The sequence below is a fragment of the Nostoc paludosum FACHB-159 genome (genome assembly GCF_014698835.1).
Classification (GTDB): Bacteria; Cyanobacteriota; Cyanobacteriia; order Cyanobacteriales; family Nostocaceae; genus Nostoc; species Nostoc paludosum.
In genome coordinates this window covers 97157-120523 of sequence record NZ_JACJTU010000007.1, presented here as the reverse complement: position 1 = coordinate 120523, position 23367 = coordinate 97157, and the positions used below count along the sequence as shown (strand labels likewise).

Annotated in this window: 6 protein-coding genes; 5 read left to right on the top strand and 1 reads right to left on the bottom strand. The window is 38.0% G+C overall.

The window, feature by feature from the left end:
* Positions 1-136: 136 nt before the first annotated feature.
* Positions 137-2782, bottom strand: coding sequence for a TonB-dependent siderophore receptor (locus tag H6H03_RS09340; protein WP_190954861.1), 2646 nt, complete (start codon positions 2780-2782; stop codon positions 137-139).
* An 809-nt stretch (positions 2783-3591) separates the two neighbouring features.
* On the opposite strand from H6H03_RS09340, the gene H6H03_RS09335 reads away from it, so the two are divergent.
* The 5 genes from H6H03_RS09335 (at position 3592) to H6H03_RS09315 (ending at position 23329) form a co-directional block, all read left to right on the top strand.
* Positions 3592-8910 carry a non-ribosomal peptide synthetase gene (locus H6H03_RS09335; protein WP_190954860.1) on the top strand — a complete coding sequence of 1773 codons (5319 nt, stop codon included), beginning with the start codon at positions 3592-3594 and terminating at the stop codon, positions 8908-8910.
* A 30-nt stretch (positions 8911-8940) separates the two neighbouring features.
* Positions 8941-10221 carry a glycosyltransferase gene (locus H6H03_RS09330; RefSeq protein WP_190954859.1) on the top strand — a complete coding sequence of 427 codons (1281 nt, stop codon included), beginning with the start codon at positions 8941-8943 and terminating at the stop codon, positions 10219-10221.
* Positions 10222-10545: 324 nt separating this feature from the next.
* The gene (locus H6H03_RS09325; protein WP_190954858.1) at positions 10546-11415 is read left to right on the top strand and encodes a TauD/TfdA family dioxygenase; all 870 of its coding nucleotides are present in this window, start codon (positions 10546-10548) and stop codon (positions 11413-11415) included.
* 387 nt (positions 11416-11802) lie between these two features.
* Entirely contained in the window at positions 11803-17745 is a 5943-nt protein-coding gene (locus H6H03_RS09320) for a type I polyketide synthase (protein ID WP_190954857.1), read from the top strand.
* A 13-nt stretch (positions 17746-17758) separates the two neighbouring features.
* The gene (locus H6H03_RS09315) at positions 17759-23329 is read left to right on the top strand and encodes a non-ribosomal peptide synthetase (protein WP_190954856.1); all 5571 of its coding nucleotides are present in this window, start codon (positions 17759-17761) and stop codon (positions 23327-23329) included.
* Positions 23330-23367 lie beyond the last annotated feature (38 nt).

The following is a 23367-nucleotide window of genomic DNA, read 5'->3' as shown; positions in this document are numbered from 1 at the left end:
GTTTTTCAAGATTCTCACAAAGTTTCCTCCTAGCTAAAACCTAAGTTGCAGTTCTACAGCAGAATTCAGAATTGCGCTGGCTTTGGGACAAATCATTGTCTACTTCACTTTTCTGGAAATCTGCTGTAAGTAGGAGTTAGAACTGCACAGAAACTGAACCAGTAATTGCAAAAGGCGAACCTTGAGTAATATTTGCTGCATTGTTGGAACCGGAAGCATAACGGATATCCAAGAGGTTTTCAACAGCTAACCTAAAAGTCAGGTTATTAATTTTGTAAGCAGCACCTAAATCGACTCGCACGTAGCTAGGAAGCTGAAAACTATTTTCGTTATCTCCTTCTCTTTCACCTACATAAACTAAACCTGTACCTAAACTCAAACCCCTTAGCGAACCTTCTGTAAACTCGTACTTTCCATACAGCCCCAGACTGTGTTCCGGAGTATTAATTGGGCGGTTCCCTTGTTGGCCGGGGACGACACTTGTGGTGATTTCTGAATCTAGGTAGGTGTAAGCTGCAATCAGGCTCAAATTCTCGGTTACTTTTCCTTTGACATCTAATTCAAATCCACGGCTACGAATATCGCCTACAAGGATGTTGAAATCAGGGTTGGTGGGATCTGTTTGTGCAATGTTTGTTTGTTCCAACTGAAACAGTGCAGCCGTGACACTCAATCTATCATCTAACAGATTGACTTTAGCACCAACTTCATATTGAGTAGCCTTTCTGGGATCGGCAAGACCACCGTCTGACAGTAAACCAAATTGTGGCTCTGTCGATTGACTAAAGCTGGCATAAATTGAAGCTGAATCTGTCAGCCTATAAACTAACCCAATGCTTGGAGAAATGAAATTATCTTCTTGTTGAGCTACGCCACCATTTATAAATTCAAATCCGCCGTAACGCAAACCTGCTAGTAAACGAAATTGCCCAAGTTTTACAAAATCCTGAATGTAAACGCCCCAATTGCTGTCACTAAAATTAGCTGAACTTGGTGTCAGTTGAGTGGGAATAGGAACATCAAAGGTAGGGTTAGCAAGGTCAATATTACCAAAAAAAGCCAGGTTACCAGTAAATTGTGAGCGATACTTGTTGTACTCAGCACCTACTAGTAACTTATGTTCTGAGGCTCCAATATTGAAGTTTCCTTTGACTTCACCACGCAGGTTGTATTGATAATAGTCATCAAATAGTGTTCGGTAGAAACGGTTTAGATTATCACCCTCAAAAAAACCTGATGTAAACAGAGGATTGAGATCCCTTTGAGTATTGAAATATTGACCGCTAAGATTAAGCGACCAGTCTTTACTAATTGGCTGATCTAAATAAGCTGCAATCCGATAGTGGTCGTAAATTTGGCTATTGCGCGGGTCTGTATAACTGCGGTCATAGAAAAACTCACCATTCAAGAATTTGGCTCCACTATTGGTGTCTTTATCTTGTCGGTAATACTCCCCTTCAATTGTTAAAGTACCGCCTTCACCCGTTGAGAACGTCAGCGAAGGAGCAACAAAAATGCGATTATCTTCAACGTTGTCTACAAAAGAATCGGAATCTTGAAAGGCTAGAATCAAGCGATAAAGTACATTCTTGTCGTCAGTTAAGGGCCCTGTTAAATCAACCTCACTGCGATAAAAATTAAAGTTACCGATATCGGCCGAAAATTTATAAGCGGGTGTGGCTTGGGGCTTCTTTGTAATATAGTTAACCACCCCACCAGGCGATCCCGTTCCATAAAGTAAGGAAGAGAAACCTTTTAAAATTTCCAAACGTTCGATATTAGCAAAGTCTCTGACCAGAGAGCGGAAATTATCTCGTAACCCATTGACATAAACTTGGCTACCTGTACTAAATCCACGAATTTGAAAGTCAGTGAACAGTCCGCCCTGTCCGCTGTCTCCTGCTGTGACTCCACTAATGTAAGGAGCTAAGTCTTCTACTCGTCGGGGTGCCTTATCCTCAATGAATTCCTCTGTAATTACGCCAATTGATGCAGGTGTTTCTATTAAGGGAATATCTAACCGACTCCCAGTGGTAGCATTTGAGGCTCGATATCCATCTTCTTCCCCTGTCACCACTAACTCGATGGCATCATCTGATGGCGCTGGTGGTTGTTGTTGCGGTGTTTGATCTGTTGGTTGTTGTTCGGCTTGCGGTGTTTCCGACGGTTGTGGTGTTGGCTGTTGTGGTGCTGGTGGCTGCATAGCAGTTGCGGTGGAATTTATACCAAAAACCAGCCCTGCGTTGTCATCAAATAACTCGACTGTCGGTAAAGCGTTCTCACCTACCACCGTCACCCGCACAGTATTAGCATCAGCATTGATAACGGTTATTTCGATAATTCCCGCAGCTGGTTTTTCCGAACGGAAGTTGAAAGTATTGCCATTGGGTAAACGCAACTGAGCGTTAGGGATATCAGCAATAAAAGTATTATCTGCACTGCGATTCGTAACTTGTAGTTGTTCTCCAAGAGGTGTCTCTAAAATGATCTCCACACCCTTCTCGCCGGAAGTTGCCTTAACTGCCGCGATCGGGATGATTTGCTCCTCAGTTGTTTGTTCTGGATTAGGAGGGTTGGTTGGTGTTGGTGACTGTACCAACATTTGGGCGCTAGTAGGATCTGTAACTGCAACCTTCTCATCTAATGTAGATTTGCTTATCGTCTGAGTAGAAGATTCGCCTTGAACATCCTCTGTTACTTCCCCACTTTGTGCAGGAGCGCTTACACAAACAACAACCGCACTTGTCAGCAGCAGGCTTTGAAACAATCTATCTAACTTCATTTATCCGCTTTCACTCGATCGCACTACTTGACCACACCTGAACATACAATGACGAACTTTGAAAAAGATTGTCATTTAAGTTAGTTGAATCATATTATGAAGCGATACAAGACACAAGATAATTCATAATTTTTTTTGTTTACTTTGGGCTTTAATTAATAATTATTTTTAAACATTTATTTGCTTGATATTGAATTAAGTACAGTATTAGTAGTGAAAACTACTTTTTTTAAAAATATCTTGAAAAGGCAAAATAGCTAGCTTAATTAAGGATTTGCGCCAAATTAGGCGCTGTTGAGCATCAGTATACAGTGGATAATAAATCCAGATGTTCATCCCCAAATTACGGGCAAATAGCTTGTAATTGATTGTTATCAGTTGAAAACAAATGTTTATCTGACAAAAAGAAAAATCATAAATAAAACTGATGTTTTAGCTTTTATCAACAATTAATATCTATAGCAGCACTCTTGCTAAAGCAACTTATTCTCGTTAGTGTAATCAAGGATAAATAAAAATTACTTGCATTAACCCTGATATTTATCCAGGTAAATCACAATTATTTAGCGTTGAGACAATCCCAAGTGGTTAGCTGAACTAATGACAGCGAATTGCAAGTTTGTGAAGTTCAGTGTTTTGGCTTACAAGCCAGATAAAAATACTTTTTCGCTCTTGACTTGTGGATTCTGGTGAAGAATTAGACAAGCGATCGCGTCAAATATTCACTTAACTATAAACATTAAATTTTGGTCGAAAAAAACGCTGATTAGACACGTCTTGAATGTACAGGGTGTTGGTTTCACGTAAAAATGAATAAATCTTCTCATAGCTTATTTAATTCTTTGGACGACTTGTATACAGTTGTCGAATTACTGCGCTTTAGAAGCTCTACGCAGCCAGATAAAAATGCTTTTACCTTTTTATTAGATGGGGAAACAGAAAAAGCGACACTAACCTATCAAGAATTAGATAGGCGATCGCGTCAAATCGCGGCTCAATTACAAGCATTGGGTTTGACTGGGGAACGTGCTTTACTGCTTTATCCTCAGGGACTAGATTTTTTAGTTGCTTTTTTCGGTTGTTTGTATGCGGGAGTTGTGGCTGTAACTGCATATCCGCCGCGAAACGAGCGCAACACACCGAGAATCAAGGCGATTTCCCAAGATGCACAAGCAGCGATCGCGCTGACGACAACAGAAATCCTGCGGACAGTGCAATCTTTGATGACACAAAAGGCCGACTTAGAATCTTTGCAGTGGCTGACTACAGATAATCTCCCACAGGGAATAGAAGATACTTGGCAACAACCCTCTATTCATCAAGATACCTTAGCTTTTTTACAATACACCTCTGGTTCTACAGGCACACCCAAAGGTGTAATGATTAGTCATCGGAACCTACTACACAATGCTGCTACGACTTACCAATTCATGGAACATTCTCCAGAATGTAAGTTCGTGACGTGGTTACCGATGTACCACGATATGGGTCTGATTGGAGGAATATTGCAACCTTTATATGGTGGCTTTCCTTGCATCATTATACCTCCGGCTTCTTTTCTCCAGCGTCCATATCGTTGGTTGCAAACTATCTCCGAGTACCGAGGGACAACCAGTGGCGGCCCTAACTTTGCCTATGAATTATGTACTCAAAAAATTACTCCCGAACAAAAACAAACACTTGATTTGAGTAGTTGGAGTGTGGCGTTTAACGGTGCTGAACCGATTCGTCATGATACTTTAGAACGATTTGCTGCGGCTTTCGCCGAGTGTGGTTTCCGTAAAGAAGCATTCTATCCTTGCTATGGAATGGCTGAAACAACTCTCATGGTTTCTGGTGTAGATAAAGCAACGGCACCCACAATCAAAACAGTCCAGAAGTCTGCATTAGAATGCAATCGAGTAGTTAAATCATACCTAAAAGATGAGAATATTTGTCATTTTGTTAGCTGTGGTCGAGTCATACCACAACAAGAGGTAGTAATTGCCAATCCAGAAAGACTCAATAGTTGTCAACCTGATGAAATCGGGGAAATTTGGGTATCTGGGCCAAGTGTAGGTCAAGGTTATTGGAATCGTTTGCAAGAGACAGAAGAAACCTTCCGTGCTTATTTATCAGACACAGGTAAAGGGCCATTCTTACGAACTGGAGATTTAGGTTTTTTAGACAATCAAGAGCTTTTCATCACAGGTAGAGCCAAAGATTTAATTATTGTTCGCGGTCGCAATCTTTACCCGCAAGATATAGAATTAACCGCCCAACGCAGCCATGCATCATTACGTTCTGGTGCTAATGCAGCATTTACAGTAGAAGTTAATAACGAAGAAAGGTTAATAGTTGTACAAGAATTAGAGTTTCGCGCCAAACCAAATTTAGAAGAAGCCATTAGTGCAATTCGGCAAGCGATTACAGAAGAACATGAAGTCCAAGTTTATGGCGTAGTTTTAATTAAACCGGGTAGTATTCCCAAAACTTCTAGCGGTAAAATTCAACGTCGTGCAACTCGCGCTCAGTTTGAAAATAATCAACTAAATATAGTTGCCAGCAATATTCTCAAAATTACTGAGATTACTAGAAAAGAAACTCGATTACAGCGTTCTCAAGTGTTGGCGCTTTCTCCAAGGGAATGTCAACAGATTCTAGAAAATTATTTAATTGAACTGTTAGCAGGAGTACTTTCAATTTCAGCAGATAATATTAATCCACAAGAAGCGTTAAGTACGCTAGGACTTGATTCTTTAAAAGTATTTGAATTAAAAAATCGCATTGAGCTTGACTTAGAAATAGAAGTATCGGTAGCAGATTTCTTTGAAGGGATGAGTACGCGATCGCTTGTCACAAAGCTACTAGCTCAAATGACAACACAAGCAATACCGTCAATATCTTTTACCCAAGAAGAAAAAAATACATCAATTCATCCTCTATCTTTTGCCCAGCAGGGATTGTGGTTTATTAATCAGCTAACTCCCGATACTCCCACATATAATATTCCTATAATTATTAACTTCCAAGGTTGCATAAACTTAAAAGCCTTACAAGATAGTCTTAACGAAATTATTAGACGACACGAAGTCTTACGTACAAGCTTTACATTGGTTGATGGACAACCCGTCCAAGTTATCAATCAAGCCGTACCTGTAACTTTGGACGTTGAAGATTTGCGTTCCCTATCAGACAGCGAACGCATTCAACAAGCACAACGTTTGGCTAGAGAATTCGCACAGCAGCCATTTGATTTATCTGCTCAATTCCTTGTGCGTGCTAAAATTTTACATTTAAATGATAAAAATTATCAATTATTGGTCACTCTGCATCATATAATTGCAGATGGTTGGTCTATCGGTGTTTTGATTAAAGAACTAGCTGCACTATACAAAGCATTCTCTACCGAACTTTTATCAGTTGCTGAATTACCCATTCAGTATAGAGATTTTGTCAATTGGCAGCGAAAATGGCTTGATGGCGATCGCATTCAACACCTATTGACTTATTGGAAACAAAAGTTGAGTGGCGAACTAACTATATTACAACTGCCTACAGATCGTCCGCGTTCCCCAGTTCAAACATTCAACGGTGCCCAAGCCAAACTAGTTTTTTCCCAAACTCTGACAACAAAACTGAAGAATTTCAGCCGTCACCAGGGAGTAACGCTGTTTATCACCTTGCTTGCAGCCTTCAAAACCTTGCTGTATCGTTACACCGGTCAGACTGACATTTTAGTAGGTTCGCCAATTGCCAGTCGTAACAGAGCAGCAATCAAATCATTAATAGGATTTTTTGTCAATGTTTTAGTAATGCGTACAGACCTTTCTGGCGACCTGAGTTTTGAAGATTTGTTAGCACGGGTGAAGTCAACAGCTTTAGAAGCATACATTCATCAAGACTTACCTTTTGAAAAGTTGGTAGAGGAGCTAAAACCAAGTAGAGACCTGAGTTACAACCCATTATTTCAGGTGATGTTCGTTCTCCAGAATGTGCCGAAACCCAACTTAAGCCTGTCGGATGTCTCAATTACTTATGAAGAAGGTTACAACGGGACATCTAAGTTTGATTTGACTGTGTTTATGGAGGATTCCGAGGGAGGGTTAATTGCAACTTGCGAGTACAACACAAATTTATTCAATGCAGATACTATTAACCGGATGTTAGGGCACTTCGAGACTTTGTTAGAAAGTATAATTAGCGACCCCAAACAACACATAGCAGATTTACAATTACTGACTCCATCGGAAATCCGACAATTATTAGTTGAGTGGAATAATACCAACACAGATTATCTGCAAAACAAGTGTATTCATCAATTGTTTGAGGAACAGGCAGAAAAAACACCAAATGCTGTTGCAGTTGTCTTTGGAAATCAGCAATTAACCTATAGAGAGTTAAACAACCGAGCAAATCAGCTAGCGCATTACTTACAAGAACTAGAGGTGAAACCAGAAGTAATTGTAGGTCTTTGCATGGAACGCAGTATAGAAATGCTAATTGCAATGTTAGCGATCCTGAAAGTCGGTGGAGCTTATGTACCACTAGATTTAACCTATCCCCAGGAACGCTTAACTTTGATGCTAGAAGACAGTCAGGCCAAAATACTGGTGACTCACACCCATCTAGTTAAGTTGTTTGCTAAATCTCATGTAGATGTCGTCTGTATCGATGGAGAATCAACATTATTTAGCCGACAGAGTACAAAAAATCTGTGCAGTGAAGTAAAACCCAATCATCTAGCTTATGTCATCTATACTTCTGGTTCTACTGGTGTACCAAAAGGCGTTGCGATCGAACATCAAAGTTGCATTGCTTTATTAACATGGGCGAGAAACATCTTTACAGATAATGACCTGGCTGGAGTTTTAGCGTCAACCTCCGTTTGCTTTGATTTGTCAGTATTTGAATTGTTTGTTCCTCTGAGTTGGGGTGGAAAAGTGATTCTTGTAGAGAATGCTTTACATTTACCCTCGTTAACTGCGGAGGTAACTTTGGTGAATACAGTTCCCAGCATCATTACAGAATTATTGCAAGTAGACGGTTTACCTCCTTCAGTCAGGACAGTTAATCTTGCTGGAGAACCGTTGCAAAATGCCCTAGTGCAGCAGATTTATCAAAAAAATAATAATATTCAAAAGGTTTTTAATCTTTACGGCCCATCTGAAGATACGACTTATTCCACATTTAGCTTGGTCAAAAAAGGTGATAGTAGTGTAACTATAGGTCGCCCGATCGCCAATACACAAATTTATCTGCTCGATGCTCGATTAAAACCAGTACCAATTGGCATACCAGGAGAAATTTATATTGGCGGTGCTGGTTTGGCTAGAGGTTATTTAAACCGACCGGAATTAACAAAAGAACGGTTTATATCTCATTGTTTCAATAATCAACTGAACTCACGACTCTATAAAACTGGAGATTTAGCTCGTTATCTAAGTGATGGAAATTTGGAGTATTTGGGACGAATTGATGGTCAGGTAAAGATTAGAGGGTTTCGTATTGAGTTGGGAGAAATTGAGAACGCGTTGTTAAAACTTTCAGAAGTGAAAGAAGCTGTAGTTTTGGCACGAGAAAACAAACCAGGCAATCGGCAATTGGTGGCTTATATTGTTCCTCAACAAGAGCAAATACTCAAAATCAATGAATTGCAAATTTATTTAAAAGAACTGTTACCTAATTACATGATACCTAGTGTTTTCATGCTGCTAGATAGCTTACCACTTTTGCCTAATGGAAAATTAGACCGTCGTGCTTTAGCTGTACCTGAAAGCTTGCGTCCAGAATTGATGGCAGCTTATCAAGCACCGCGATCGGATATGGAACAGCAGATAGGAAAGATTTGGCAAGAGGTGTTGCATTTAGAGAAAGTGGGTATTCATGATAACTTTTTTGATTTAGGTGGGCATTCGCTACTGATGCTTCAGATAAATCATAAACTGCGTGCAATTTTGCAGCGAGATATATCAGTTGTCACCATGTTTCAGAACCCAACTATTCACTCTTTAGCCGAATATTTAAGCCAAACAATAAACCATAAATTATCTTTTGAAAAAATTGGCGATCGCGTACAAAAGCAAAAAGAAGCACTTCATAAACAAAAACAATTATTTATGAAGCAGTCTAGAAATAATTCTCGTTAATTGAGGCAAGGAAAATAGGTTAAATATTATATGCGTATAACAATTGCTACAATCGGTTCGCATGGTGACGTTAGACCTTATGTCGCTTTAGCTTTAGGGTTAGAAAAAGCTGGACATGAAGTGCGAATTGCCACGATTGAGGATCATGGAGAATTTATCAAAAGTTTTGGAATTGAATTTGTTGCTATGGGTTGGGAGCCTCCAAACTTTGAGAAATATCTATATAAAAAGCGTATTTTTAACATTCGTACTTTCAATGAAATAGCTTATTCATCAGACGATCTGAAAATTGAAAATAGTATGCTAGCTCAGTTATGGCAGACGTGCCAGGGAGCAGAGGCGATTATATTTAATGGAGTTGCATATCCTTGTTACTATATTGCAGAAAAACTAGGTGTGCCGTGTTATTTCGCTCCTATGCAACCTCATCACGAAACACAAGATTTCCATTACGTGGGAATGCCTCCTTTCAAGATATTGGGAACTACTTATAATAGACTGAGTTATCTGGTTTATGACATGATTTTTTGGTTGCATATTCGCACAACTATTAATAAATGGCGGCAGGCAACTTTAAATTTACCACCTCTTCCTATTTTTGCTGGTTTGTTGACTAATTTACAGCAACAAAAATTACCAACAATCTATAGTTTTAGCCCTCTGATATCTAAACCATCTGAATGGGAGGAACATGTACATCTAACAGGTTATTGGTTTTTAGATACTTTCAAAGATTGGCAACCTTCTACAAAACTAATAGATTTTTTATCTGAAGGCTTGCCACCAATTTATATTAGTAAGATTTGGGATAATAATCAATTTACAAAAGAAGTGTTGCTAGAAGTTTCAGCACTAACCGGACGGCGAATAATTGTGCAGAGTTCAGAGGATGAGGAAAACGATACTGAACCTACAGAGCGATTATTTTTGATTAAAGGTTTGATACCTCATGAATGGCTATTTCCAAAAGTGGCAGTAGTTGTACATCATGGTGGTTTGGGAACAATTATGAGTAGTTTACGCGCTGGAATTCCTTCAATTGCTATTCCAGATCCTTTCTTGACAGATCGAGAATTTTGGGCAAACCAGCTGGCAAAATCAGGTTTAGGTATTGATTTTGAACTACAGGATAAAGAGCAATTGTCTGCTAAAAAGTTAGCAGCAGCAATTCAAACTGCTATTAGCGATCGCGCAATGCAAACTCGCCTACTTGAAATTAGTAAGAAAATTGCGAGAGAGGATGGTATTCAACAAGCGATCGCAGCATTTGATAAACATTTGCCAGCTAATAAGAGGCTAAGTTTAGTATAAAGTTTGTTGAAAAGTATCTAAGGTATTCTAAATTTCAGCCGTTTGAAGTTTGATTTTAAAGGTTTCTTAATTATGTTTAATTTGCTCCAAAAAATAAAATTTCAACCCATTGCAGAATACGTCAGGAAACAAATATGCAAATTACAATCGTAGCTTGGGGTGGGCATGGTGATATACGACCTTACATAGCCTAAGTAGCTGTGGAAATATTAAATCGATATTTGCTTGCTTCAGAAATGAATTTTAAAGTTTTGAATTAGTATTTTTTATTGATTTGCTGTATTACTATTTCTAGAAAAATCAGATACTTGAACAAATTTGAATATGAAAAATATCAATTTCGACACAAGCACAAATGCTCAAATAATTTACAACAACCAAGGTAATAGTATTCTAGATTTGCCTCGACAAGAAAATTTGAAAATGTTTAAGTCATTTGGTATTCTTCTTTTTCGAGGATTTGGTGTTACTTATAAAGAGATGAAAGCCTTTGCAGAAAAATTCAGTTCTAGGTTTGTCTTAGATAAAGATAGACCCATTGTTGACCCAAACAATCGGTATATCACTTTAGTAGATCCTGGAATGCATTATGTTAGTCCTCACTGTGAGAATGCTAATTCTCCCTTTCGTCCAGATGTAGTTTGGTTTTGCTGCGGTGTACCAGCAGCACAGGGTGGTGAAACTTTATTCTGGGATGGTGTTCGAGTTTGGGAGGAAATGAGTGGGGAACTGAAGAATTTATTTATTTCTAGAAAGATTAGATTTTTGCAAAAATTTCCTGCTGTGGATTGGAAACGTTTTTTAGGTACAGGCGCTAGCATTGCTGACGTTAAAAAAACTTTGGACGGTATTGAAGGTTTAAGTTACCGAATCAATGAAGACCAATCTGTTTATATAGAATATATTTGTTCTGCTGTAGTCAAAACAAAATATGGTAATCAATATGCCTTTGCAAACAGTTTAATTTCTGAGTATAAAAACCCCAAAGCAGTCGTTACTTTTGAAGATGGCTCACCCATTCCTCTAGGAGTTATCAACCAAATTCAGGAACTCATGAACAGATTAGCTGAGGTAATTGATTGGGAATCAGGTGACTTAGTAATGATTGATAATTCAAGATTTTTACACGGACGTAGATCATTTACTGATACCAGAAGAAGAATATTTTCTCTACTAAGTTATCTGAATGATTAAATTATTGTAGCCAACAAGCTATCAACCTAAAACAATAATCTCTAAAACTGTGAAAAATATCAGCTTATGAAGTGTCTAAATCTTGGTTGCGGCGATCGCCTTCATATCCACTGGACTAATATTAGACCTCTTGCAAAAGTGCTTTTTGCAAGAGGTGGGAAAAGGGAAAAGGTTAAAGGGGAAAGGGAAAATACCAAACCTTTCCCCCTTCCCCCTTCCCCTTTTCCCGACTTCTGCAAGAAGTCTATTGATTTTAATTTGGATACGGAACCAGATGGAAGTACTTATAAATCTGATTTTATTTTCATGAAAACTGTTAAACCATTTTGATGATTTGAATATTATACAAAGTCTTGAGTTAATTATTAGCATAACTGTGTACTCGATATGAAAATTCTCGATAATGTAGTCGAAGGAATAGCTATTATAGGAATGGCAGGACGTTTTCCGGGAGCCAAAAATATCAATGATTTTTGGGAAAATTTGCAATATGGCGTAGAGTCAATATCTTTATTTACAGATGAAGAATTAATAGCTAGTGGTGTTAATTTAACTTACTTAAATGATGGGGATTATGTTAAAGCTAGCGGGATATTAGAAAACATAGATTTATTTGATGCAGCATTTTTTGACATTAATCCCAAAGATGCCGAATTTACAGACCCTCAACAGCGTCTATTTTTAGAATGTGCTTGGGAGGCATTAGAAAATGCTGGATATGACTCCACTAAATGTGAAAGTCGGATTGGAGTTTATGCTGGTACTGGCTTAAATAACTACTTATCTATTGATTTACAAGATGAGCAATTAGGGTCAGCGCAGTTATATCAAAAGTTAATTGGTAATGATAAAGATTTTATCTCTACCCGTGTTTCTTATAAATTAAATCTGAAAGGGCCGAGTATTACAGTTCAAACAGCTTGTTCCACATCATTAGTTGCTACGACTTTGGCTTATCAAAGTTTGCAGAGTTATCAATGTGATATAGCTTTGGCAGGGGGAGTTTCTATTCGAGTCCCACAAAAAACGGGTTATTTGTATCAACAGGGAGGGACGCTTTCTCCTGATGGCCATTGCCGAGCCTTTGATGCTAAAGCACAGGGAACAACTATTGGTAATGGCGTGGGGGTTGTTGTCCTCAAGCGGTTGGAAGATGCGATCGCAGATCGCGATCGCATCTATGCAGTCATCAAAGGTGCAGCAATCAATAATGATGGTGCTGTGAAAGTTGGTTTTACAGCGCCGAGTGTAGATGGCCAAGCACAAGCGATCGCCGAAGCAATCATGCTCGCAGAAGTAGAGCCTGAGACAATCAGCTATATTGAAGCTCACGGTACTGGCACAGCTTTGGGCGATCCCATTGAAATTGCAGCATTGACAAAAGCTTTCCGTGGTAGTACTCAAAAGAAAGGTTTTTGTGCCATCGGTTCAGTCAAAACAAATATTGGTCATTTAGATGCCGCCGCTGGAGTTGCAGGGTTAATCAAAACTGCCCTAGCCCTGAAACATCAGTTAATTCCACCCAGCCTTAACTTTGAACAACCAAATCCAGAAATTGATTTTGCTAATAGTCCCTTTTTCGTCAATACAAAACTGACGCAATGGCAAACAGATTCTACCCCACGTCGTGCTGGTGTGAGTTCTTTAGGAATGGGGGGAACCAATGCCCATGTAGTTTTGGAAGAAGCTCCAATACTTCCGGCTTCTAGTGGTTCTCGTTCTTGGCAACTATTATTGCTCTCTGCTAAAACCGAGTCTGCGCTACAAACTGCTACCCAAAATCTTGCCCAACATCTGATGTTGCATCCCGATGAAAACCTGGCAGATGTGGCTTATACCTTGCAAGTGGGGCGCAGAGACTTCAATTATCGGCGAATGCTGGTTTGCTGTGATATCCAAGATGCCATTAACGAACTCAACCAACAGGCTTCAAAACGAGTTTTTACACAATTTCAAGAGCCAAACGAGAACCGCTTTATCGCTTTCATGTTTCCTGGACAGGGTTCTCAATATGCAGACATGGGTAAAGAACTCTACGAAACTGAGCCAGTATTTCGCGAGCAAGTAGACTGGTGTTGTCAGATATTAACACCTCATTTAGGGTTAGATTTGCGTTCGCTCATTTATCCCAACAAGACTGAAAAAGCAGCCGCAGCAGAGAAACTCAAACAAACCTGTTTTACTCAAAGCGCGTTATTCGTCGTTGAGTATGCCCTCAGCCAGTTGTGGATATCGTGGGGTATTTCTCCTCAAGCAGCGATCGGACATAGCGTAGGAGAATATGTCGCTGCTTGCCTTGCGGGAGTTATGTCTGTTGAAGAGGCTTTAGCTTTAGTTGCCATACGTGGAAAACTAATGCAGCAATTACCCTCTGGGAAAATGCTTTCTGTACCTTTAAAAGAAGCAGAAATTGAATCTCTTCTTAATGAAAATTTATCTCTAGCTGCTTGCAATACACGGAATTCATGTGTAGTTTCAGGAAGCGATAAAGCTATACATGCACTAAAAGAACAGCTAGCAAATCAAGGTGTAGAATGTCAGCTTTTACATACTTCCCATGCCTTCCATTCGCAAATGATGGAACCTATTTTAGAACCATTCATTACAGCAGTTAAGACAGTTAAACTTAGTCCTCCCCAGATGCCTTTTATCTCCAATTTGACCGGAACTTGGATAACAACAGAACAAGCAACAAATCCAACTTATTGGACAAGGCATTTACGGGAAACAGTGAGGTTTACAGCAGGTATATCTACATTATTAGAACAGCCAAATTTAATTTTATTAGAAGTTGGGCCAGGGCGTACTTTGTGTACCTTCGCCAAACAGCATATACGAGAACAAAAGCAGCAAATTATACTTTCTTCTTTACGCCATCCTAAAGAAGAACAAGCTGATATTGCATTTTTACTGAACACTCTGGGTCGTTTATGGCTAGCTGGAATTAGTATTAATTGGGCAAAGTTTTATACAATGGAAAGGCGCGATCGCTTGGCTTTACCGACCTATCCATTTGAGCGAGAAAGATATTGGATTGAATCACAGAAAACATCCAAAAATTATTTAGTAACAAACCACAAAAAGCTAGATATTGTAGACTGGTTTTATATTCCAGTTTGGAAGCAATCTATTGCACCTCAAGGTATTAAATCTAGAAAAAAAGTACTAATTTTTACAGATAATTGTGGTATTGGAGAAGAAATAGCGAACAATTTGGCAAGTAGTGGATGTGATGTAATTTCTGTAGCCATAGCAGAACAGTTTAGGCAAAATAACCATCACATATACACCATAAATACTCAATCACCGGAAGATTATGATGCCTTAATTGCCAATTTACAAGCACTGGATCGAGTTCCAGATGTAATATTACATTTATGGAGTGTTATACCAAGCGAACATATAGAATCAGGAATTGATTTATTTGAAAATTCTCAATATCTGGGTTTTTACAGTCTATTATTCTTAACTAAATCTTTGGATAAAAATGGTATTACTCAACCTATAGATATTTTGGTTACCACCAATGATTTATACGATGTCATAGGTACTGAAAGTTTAAACCCTGAAAAAGCTTTTGTTGTAGGGATGTGTAAAGTTATTCCTCAAGAGTTTGCAAATATTATCTGTCGCAATATCGATATTGTAAATCCCGCTTCTCACACTTTTTTAAAAAACCAACTCATACAGCAGCTGCTAATCGAATTAAATACAAAATCTACTGATGTTACTGTTGCATATCGCGGGCATCATCGCTGGGTACAAAGCTATGAAGCATTGCACTATGAAACGACTACATCTCCATTGCGGGAAGAAGGAGTGTATTTAATTACTGGTGGTTTAGGAGGTATTGGACTTGAACTTGCGGAATATTTAGCTAAGACAATACGAGCAAAATTAGTACTGACAACCCACTCAAATTTTCCCGCAGCAGAAACATGGGATGAGTGGTTAGCTACCCATGAAGAAGGAGATAAATACAGCCGTAAAATCCTAAAGCTGCGTTCTCTTGAACAACTTGGTGCAGAAGTTTTGATATTGAAGGCTGATGTTGCAAACGAATCACAAATGCAAGCTGTTATTGATGAAACTTTGCAGCGATTTTTTCAGATTAACGGAGTCATCCATGCAGCGGGAATTAAATTATTCAAAACAATTGCTGAAATAACTCCGAGTGAATGCGAACAACAACTAAAAGCAAATGGGTATGGACTTTTTGTATTAGAAAAAGTATTGCAGGGAATACAAATTGATTTTTGTGTATTGATATCTTCCGTATCATCTGTTGTTGGTGCTTTGGGAATGGCGGCTTATCCAGCAGCACATCATTTTACAGATGCCTTTATTTACCAACATAATCAGAGGAATACTATTCGCTGGGTAAGTGTCAATTGGGATAACTGGTTGACTAGTGAATTAGCTGTGGAATTAGCAAGCAAGCCAGAGATTTCCACCGATTCATTCATAACTAACAAAGAAGGTATAAAGGTCTTTGAACGTATTTTATCTATACCAAAAGTTAATCAAATAATAATTTCGACGACAGATTTACAAGCTAGAATTGAACGATGGAACAAACCAAAAGAATTTTCTCAAGAACAGAATTTTCAAGCCATTCATTTACGACCAAACTTGAGTAATAATTATGTTGCTCCTCGAAATAAAATTGAACAAAAAATAGCTGAGATTTGGCAAGAAATTCTTGGAATTCAAAAGATAGGAATCTACGATAATTTTTTGGAAATAGGGGGTGATTCCCTCCTGAGCGTGCAGATTACTGCTAGATCGAACAAAGAAGGGTTGCGATTTACTAATCAACATTTATTTGAATACCCAACGATCGCGCAATTAGCAGAGATTGTAACTATAACAAAAACTGTAACTGCTGAACAGGGATTAGTTGAAGGTGAACTAGCTTTAACACCGATTCAAAAATGGTTTTTTGAGCAAAATAATTTTGACTCTCATCATTGGAATCAAGCTATTTTGTTAGAATTACAACAACCTGTAGATATTGGGATTTTACAGCAGGTAATTCAACATTTACTAGCACACCACGATGCTCTGCGTCTGAGTTTTAAACTCTTAGAATCTAATTGGATACAGATTAATACAGGTATCAAAGCAACTATACCGATTTCACGGTTAGATTTATCTAAGCTTTCACCAGAGTTGCAGGAAAATGCATTTGAAATATCTACTAACGAGTTACAGGCAAGCTTAAATTTATCAGATGGAACGATTGTCAAAATTGGTTATTTTGACATGGGAGAACATCAAGCAAATCGTTTGTTGTTTGTTATCCACCATTTAGCTGTAGATATTGGTTCTTGGCGGATTTTATTAGATGATTTGCAAACAGCATATCAGCAACTAAGCCAAGGAAAAACTATTAAGTTACCTTTAAAAACGACATCCTTTAAGCAATGGTCACAACGATTAATTGAATACGCAGAATCTATTGAATTGCAACGAGAGCAAGTTTATTGGTTAGCAGCATCTCGTGAATGGGTACTACCCTTACCAACTGATTATCCACAGGGTATAAATAATGTTAAATCATCTCAAACTATATCAATTACGCTCAGTGTTGAAGAGACCAAGATATTGCAGGACGAAGTAACAGCAGCTTATCGATTAACAATGGATAATATATTGCTGGCAGCCTTGACTCAAACTATTACTAAATGGGCTGGAACTTCATCATTATTAGTTAATTTAGAAGGTAATAGTAGAGAAGTAATTTTTGATGATATAGATTTATCAAGAACAGTAGGCTGGTTTACTAATATTGCGCCTATTTTATTAGAAATAGGGAGTTTATGCGAACCTGTGGAAGTGCTGAAAGTTGTTAAAGAGCAAGTTCGGAACTTTCCCAACCAAGGACTTGGTTATGGCGTTCTCAAATATTTAAGTCATGATACGCTAATTACAGAAAAATTGCGATCGCTACAGCCAGCAGAAGTAATTTTCCTCTACCTTGGTAACCTAGAAGAAACCTTACCCAAATCTACTTTGTGGAAGCTGTCTGAAAAATCTTCCGGAAATGTTGTTAGTTTGCAAGGAAATCGTAGCCATCTGTTAGAAATTAATGGTTTAATTATTAACAATCAGTTAAAAGTTGATTGGATTTATAGCACAAACATATATCGAGCAGAGACAGTTAAAAAATTAACTGAAGGTTTTGTAGAAAATTTGCGATCGCTAATTAGAGATTTTCAATCTTCTTCGTTAATAAATTACACACCTTCTGACTTTGCAGAATTTAAGTCTACCCAATGGAGTCAGGCTGAAATTGATAGTATTTTGGCGAAAATTGATAACTCTTAACTTTATTGATAAAATGAAAAACCTTGAAGATTTTTATCCACTTTCACCGACACAACAGGGCATATTATTTCACAGCCTTTATGCCCCACATTCAGCAGTTTATTGCGAAATATTCAGTTGCCAGATGCAAGGAAAATTGAATATTCCAGCATTCAAGCAAGCTTGGGAACAATTGCTAGAGCGTCACCCAATATTACGAACATCTTTTATTTGGGAAGGTTTAAAAGAACCTGCTCAAATTGTACATAAACAAGTTAAATTGCTTTGGAACCAAGAAGATTGGCAGTCAATTGAAAGTATTACGCAGCAAAAGCGTATGGAAACTTTTTTAGCCGCAGAACAACAGCGAGGTTTTAATATTTATCAAGCACCGTTGATGCGGTTAACTCTGATTCAATTAGCCGAAAATAACTATCAGTTTGTTTGGAGCCATCATCACTTGCTACTAGATGGATGGTCTTCATCTTTGCTAATGGATGAAGTTTTTACATTTTACAGAGCATTTAGTCAAAATCAGAATTTAGATTTAAAAAAACCTCGTGCTTACCGAGATTATATAGCTTGGCTGCAACAGCAGGATATTTGCGAAAGTGAGGCTTTTTGGCGACGGTATTTGCAACAGTTTAATGCAACTACTCCTTTGAGTGTAGACGAAACCTCTAGTAATTTGTCTGATAAACAGAAAGAATATCAACAGCAATATATTAAATTATCCACAGCCGAAACATTAACATTGCAATCTTTTGCACGACAGCAGCAGCTAACATTAAATACTTTAATACAGGGTACATGGGCTATTCTTTTAAGCCGTTATAGCAAAGAGAATGATGTTGTTTTTGGAAGTGTTGTTTCTGGTCGAGGTGGTTTAGCTGGAACTGAATCTATGGTAGGAGTGTTAATCAATACTCTGCCAGTGCGAGTGCGTGTAAATTCAGAAGAATCTCTTGTCTCTTGGTTAAAGCAACTACAAATACAGCAAAATGAAACAAGAAAGTATGAACAATGCCCATTAATCAAAGTTCAAAAATGCAGTGATATACCATCTGGGCAACCTTTATTTGAAAGTATAGTTAATTTTCATAATTACCCAACAGATTTTTGTAAATTATACCAAGTTAGTAATTTAAAAATATCTAATGTTCGTAGTTTTATACATCCTCATTATCCCCTCACTCTATCAGTGAAGGTGGATTCAGAATTATTATTAGAAATTTTCTATGAAAGCCATCGGTTTGAGTCAAATACAATTGCTCGAATGTTGGGGCACTTTCGTACATTATTATTGGGTATGACAGCCAAGGAGCAACAGCGTGTTAAAGACTTGCCATTGCTGACTGCACAGGAACATTACCAATTGTTGTTAGATTGGAATAATACCCAAGTTGATTATCCTCAAAAGTGTATTTATGAGTTATTTGAAGCGCAAGTAGAGAAAACACCTGATGCCGTAGCAGCAGTATTTGAAAATGAGGAATTAACCTATGGCGAACTCAACGCCAGAGCTAATCAATTAGCACATTATTTACAAAAACTGGGAGTAAAATCGGAAGTTTTGGTAGGGATTTGTGTAGAACGTTCCCTAAATATGCTGATTGGATTATTAGCCATACTCAAAGCAGGTGGAGCATACATTCCGCTAGATCCGAGTTATCCAAAAGAGCGATTAGCATTTATTTTAGAAGATGCTCAAGCCCCAGTATTACTAACTCAAACATCACTTTTAGAAGTAATACCGCAAAATAAAAGCCAAGTCGTTTGTTTAGATGCACATTGGCAGAAAATTGCACAACAAAGTCAGGAGAATTTATTTTCTGAACTAACTACTGATAACCTAGCTTATGTCATCTATACATCTGGTTCTACAGGTAAACCAAAAGGCGTACAAATTCCTCACAGCGCTTTGAGCAACTTTTTGTACTCCATGCAGCAAAGACCAGGATTAACCCAAAATGATACTTTACTGGCAGTTACAACATATTCTTTTGATATTGCTGCTTTAGAACTTTTTCTACCAATTATAGTTGGTGGTTCTTTGGTAATTGCTAGTCGGGAAATAGCCTCGGATGGAATGCAATTGTCAGCAAAACTAGCAGACTCCAAAGCAACAGTTATCCAAGCGACACCAGCGACTTGGCAACTACTTTTAACAGCAGGCTGGAGTGGGAATCATCAATTAAAAATTCTCTGTGGTGGAGAAGCTTTACCTGGGTATTTAGCTAATAAATTATTGCATCGCTGTGCTTCTTTATGGAATATGTACGGCCCTACAGAAACTACGATTTGGTCAGCAGCATCTGAGGTAAAAACTGATAGTAGAATTATATCGATTAGTAATGCGATCGCTAATACACAATTTTACATTTTAGATCGATACAACCAGTTAGTTCCTGTGGGTGTAGCAGGGGAATTGCATATCGGTGGCGACGGACTTGCACGAGGTTATTTCAACCGTCCCGACTTGACAGCAGAGAAATTTATACCAAATCCATTTAGTGAAAAAGCTGGGCGTTTGTATAAAACAGGAGATTTAGCCCGCTATTTACCAAATGGAGAAATCGAATATATTGGTCGCATTGACAACCAAGTAAAAGTCCGTGGTTTTCGTATTGAACTAGGAGAAATTGAAGCACTCCTTACCCAACATTCCGCAGTGCGAGAAGCTGTAGTTGTAGTACGTAAAGATTCATTAGATTCTCAAAGAATAGTCGCTTATTTAGTTCCTCAAAACCAACAAACATTAACAATTTCTGAACTCCGTAGCTTTTTGGAGTCAAAATTACCAAGCTACATGATGCCAACAAATTTTGTAATATTAGAGGCACTTCCACTAACACCTAACGGTAAAGTTGACCGTAAGGCGCTACCTGCTCTTGATACAGTACTTCCAGAATTTGAGGAAAAGTTTGTTGCACCTCAAACCGCTATGGAAAAACAATTAGCAGCGATTTGGATGGAAGTACTTGCATTAGAAAAATTAGGAATTAACGATAACTTTTTTGAATTCGGGGGACACTCACTTTTAGCAACCCAAGTGATATCCCGGATTAATAAAAATCTTGATGTCGAGTTACCAATACGGCGAATTTTTGAACTACCAACAATAGCAAAATTAGCCAAAAGTATTGAGGAAAAGCAGCTAGGTATTAAGCCACTGCCACCAATTGAAAGAGTTTCACGAGACAAAGAAATACCCTTATCTTTTGCTCAAAAAAGATTGTGGTTTCTAGAACAATTGGAAAGAGGAAGTTCTACATATAATATGCCAGCTGCCGTTTACCTGAACGGATATTTAGATATACATGCTTTAGAACAAACTTTTAAAGAACTTTTACGCCGTCAAGAAGTATTACGCACTAGCTTTAAAAAAGTAAATGGAAATCCTATACAAATAATCGCTTCATCTGTTTTTATTGCTGTGCCAATCATAGATTTAAGTGAAATTTCAGCAGAAAAGCAATTTGTTACGGTGCAGCAGTCAATTCTGGAGGAAGCTCAACGGCCTTTTGATTTAAATAAAAGTCCATTGCTGCGAGTTAATTTATTGCGTTTAGGCGAAGAGTCTTATGTATTGGTGTTAGTAATGCACCACATTATTTCTGATGGTTGGTCAATTGGTGTACTTATTCGTGAATTATCTGCGCTTTATGCAGCTTTCAGGAAAAAACAACCATCACCTGTAGCAGAATTACCAATTCAATATGCAGACTTCGCCTATTGGCAAAATCAGTGGCTGCAAGGTGAAGTGATGGAAAAACATTTATCTTATTGGAAACAACAACTTGCAAACTTACCTGTACTGGAATTGCCTACCGAGTATCCCCGTCCTGAAATCCAAACTTTTCGCGGTAGTAGACAACATATAGAATTCTCAAAAGAACTTTGTGAAGAAATTAAAGTATTAAGCCGTAGAGAAGAAGTCACTCTATTTATGACTCTATTGGCAGCATTTAAAACCTTAATGCATTACTACGCAAAGCAAGATGATATTGTTGTCGGTACAGATGTCGCTAACCGGAATTTTCCTGAAACAGAGAATATTATTGGTTTTTTTGTTAATCAGCTAGTATTACGTACTAACTTGGGAGGAAATCCAACTTTTCAGGAATTATTGAAACGCGTTCGTGAGGTGACCTTGGCTGCTTACGAACATCAAGATATGCCATTTGACCAGTTAGTCTTAGCCTTGAAACCAGAACGAGATTTGAGTCGTACACCTCTGTTTCAATCTAAATTTGTTCTCCAAAATGCCCCAACGCTTCCACTAGAACTCGAAGGCTTGAAGTTGAAAATTGTCGAACAGATTGACAATGGCACAGCTAAGTTTGATTTATTACTTACTATGTGGGAAAATGAACAAGGGTTGAGTGGTAGTTTGGAATATAGCACAGAGTTATTTAATGCTACTGCGATCGCTAAATTTATTAAAGATTATGAAATAATTTTGCGTGCCGTTGTTGCTCAACCTAATATTAAATTTACAAGCATCAAAGAAATACTGGTAACAGCAGACAAACAAAGGCAAGATGCAAAACAAGAAGAATTTAAACAAGCCCGTAGCCAAAAATTTAAAGCATTTAAATCGCAACCCAAACCTAAAGTAATTAACTTATCGCCAGAAGAATTAATTACAGAATCTTTTTTACAATCTGGAGATAAACTACCTTTAGTTATTTCGCCTAAATTCAGCGATTTAAATTTGCCAATCTGGGCTGAAAAGAATCAAGAATTCATTATCAATAACTTATTTAAATATGGAGGAATTTTATTTAGAGATTTTACTATTAATCAAAAAGAGGATTTTGAGCAATTTGTTAGCGGCGTATGTCCTCAATTAATGCCTTACATAGAATCTTCCACACCTCGTACTAAATTAAGCGAAAAAGTTTACACATCTACCGAATTTCCTGCTGAGCAAACCATTGCCTTACATAATGAATCATCCTATGCCAATACCTACCCGATGAAGATATGGTTTTGTTGCATAGAACCTGCAAGCCAAGGAGGAGAAACTCCAATTGCTGATGTGAGAAAAGTATTTCAACGTATTCATCCTCGCATTAGAGAACGCTTTCAAGAAAAAGGTTGGATGTTAGTTCGCAACTATGGAAATGGATTTGGTTTACCTTGGCAGAAAGTCTATCACACAACAGACAAAGCTGTAATGGAAGAATATTGTCGTAATGCTTGTATTGAAGTTGAGTGGAAAGATGACAAGGGTTTAAGAACTCGTCAAGTTCGTCCAGCCATAACAAAACATCCAAAAACGGGTGAAATGGTTTGGTTTAACCATGTTGTTTTTTGGCATGTATCGAGTTTGCAAACACAATTTCGAGAAAAATTCTTCAGCGAGTTTACAGAAGAAGATTTACCATATAACACTTTTTATGGCGATGGTTCTTCCATTGAAGACTCAGTTATTGCAGAAATTCGTGAAGCTTATCAACAAGAAATGATTGTTTATCCTTGGCAGAAAGGCGATATATTAATGCTCGATAATATGTTGACAGCCCACGCACGTAATCCCTACTCTGGTTCGAGAAAAATTTTAACTGCAATGGGTGAACCTTTTCAGCATTATTTTTAAATAATTATTCACTCATAAAATCCATAGACTAAACAATT

What these genes read in the sequence shown, in the direction of transcription:
- H6H03_RS09340 (WP_190954861.1), bottom strand. Translation starts at nt 2,782, where the DNA reads ATGAAGTTAGATAGATTGTTTCAAAGCCTGCTGCTGACAAGTGCGGTT.
- H6H03_RS09335 (WP_190954860.1), top strand. Translation starts at nt 3,592, where the DNA reads ATGAATAAATCTTCTCATAGCTTATTTAATTCTTTGGACGACTTGTAT.
- H6H03_RS09330 (WP_190954859.1), top strand. Translation starts at nt 8,941, where the DNA reads ATGCGTATAACAATTGCTACAATCGGTTCGCATGGTGACGTTAGACCT.
- H6H03_RS09325 (WP_190954858.1), top strand. Translation starts at nt 10,546, where the DNA reads ATGAAAAATATCAATTTCGACACAAGCACAAATGCTCAAATAATTTAC.
- H6H03_RS09320 (WP_190954857.1), top strand. Translation starts at nt 11,803, where the DNA reads ATGAAAATTCTCGATAATGTAGTCGAAGGAATAGCTATTATAGGAATG.
- H6H03_RS09315 (WP_190954856.1), top strand. Translation starts at nt 17,759, where the DNA reads ATGAAAAACCTTGAAGATTTTTATCCACTTTCACCGACACAACAGGGC.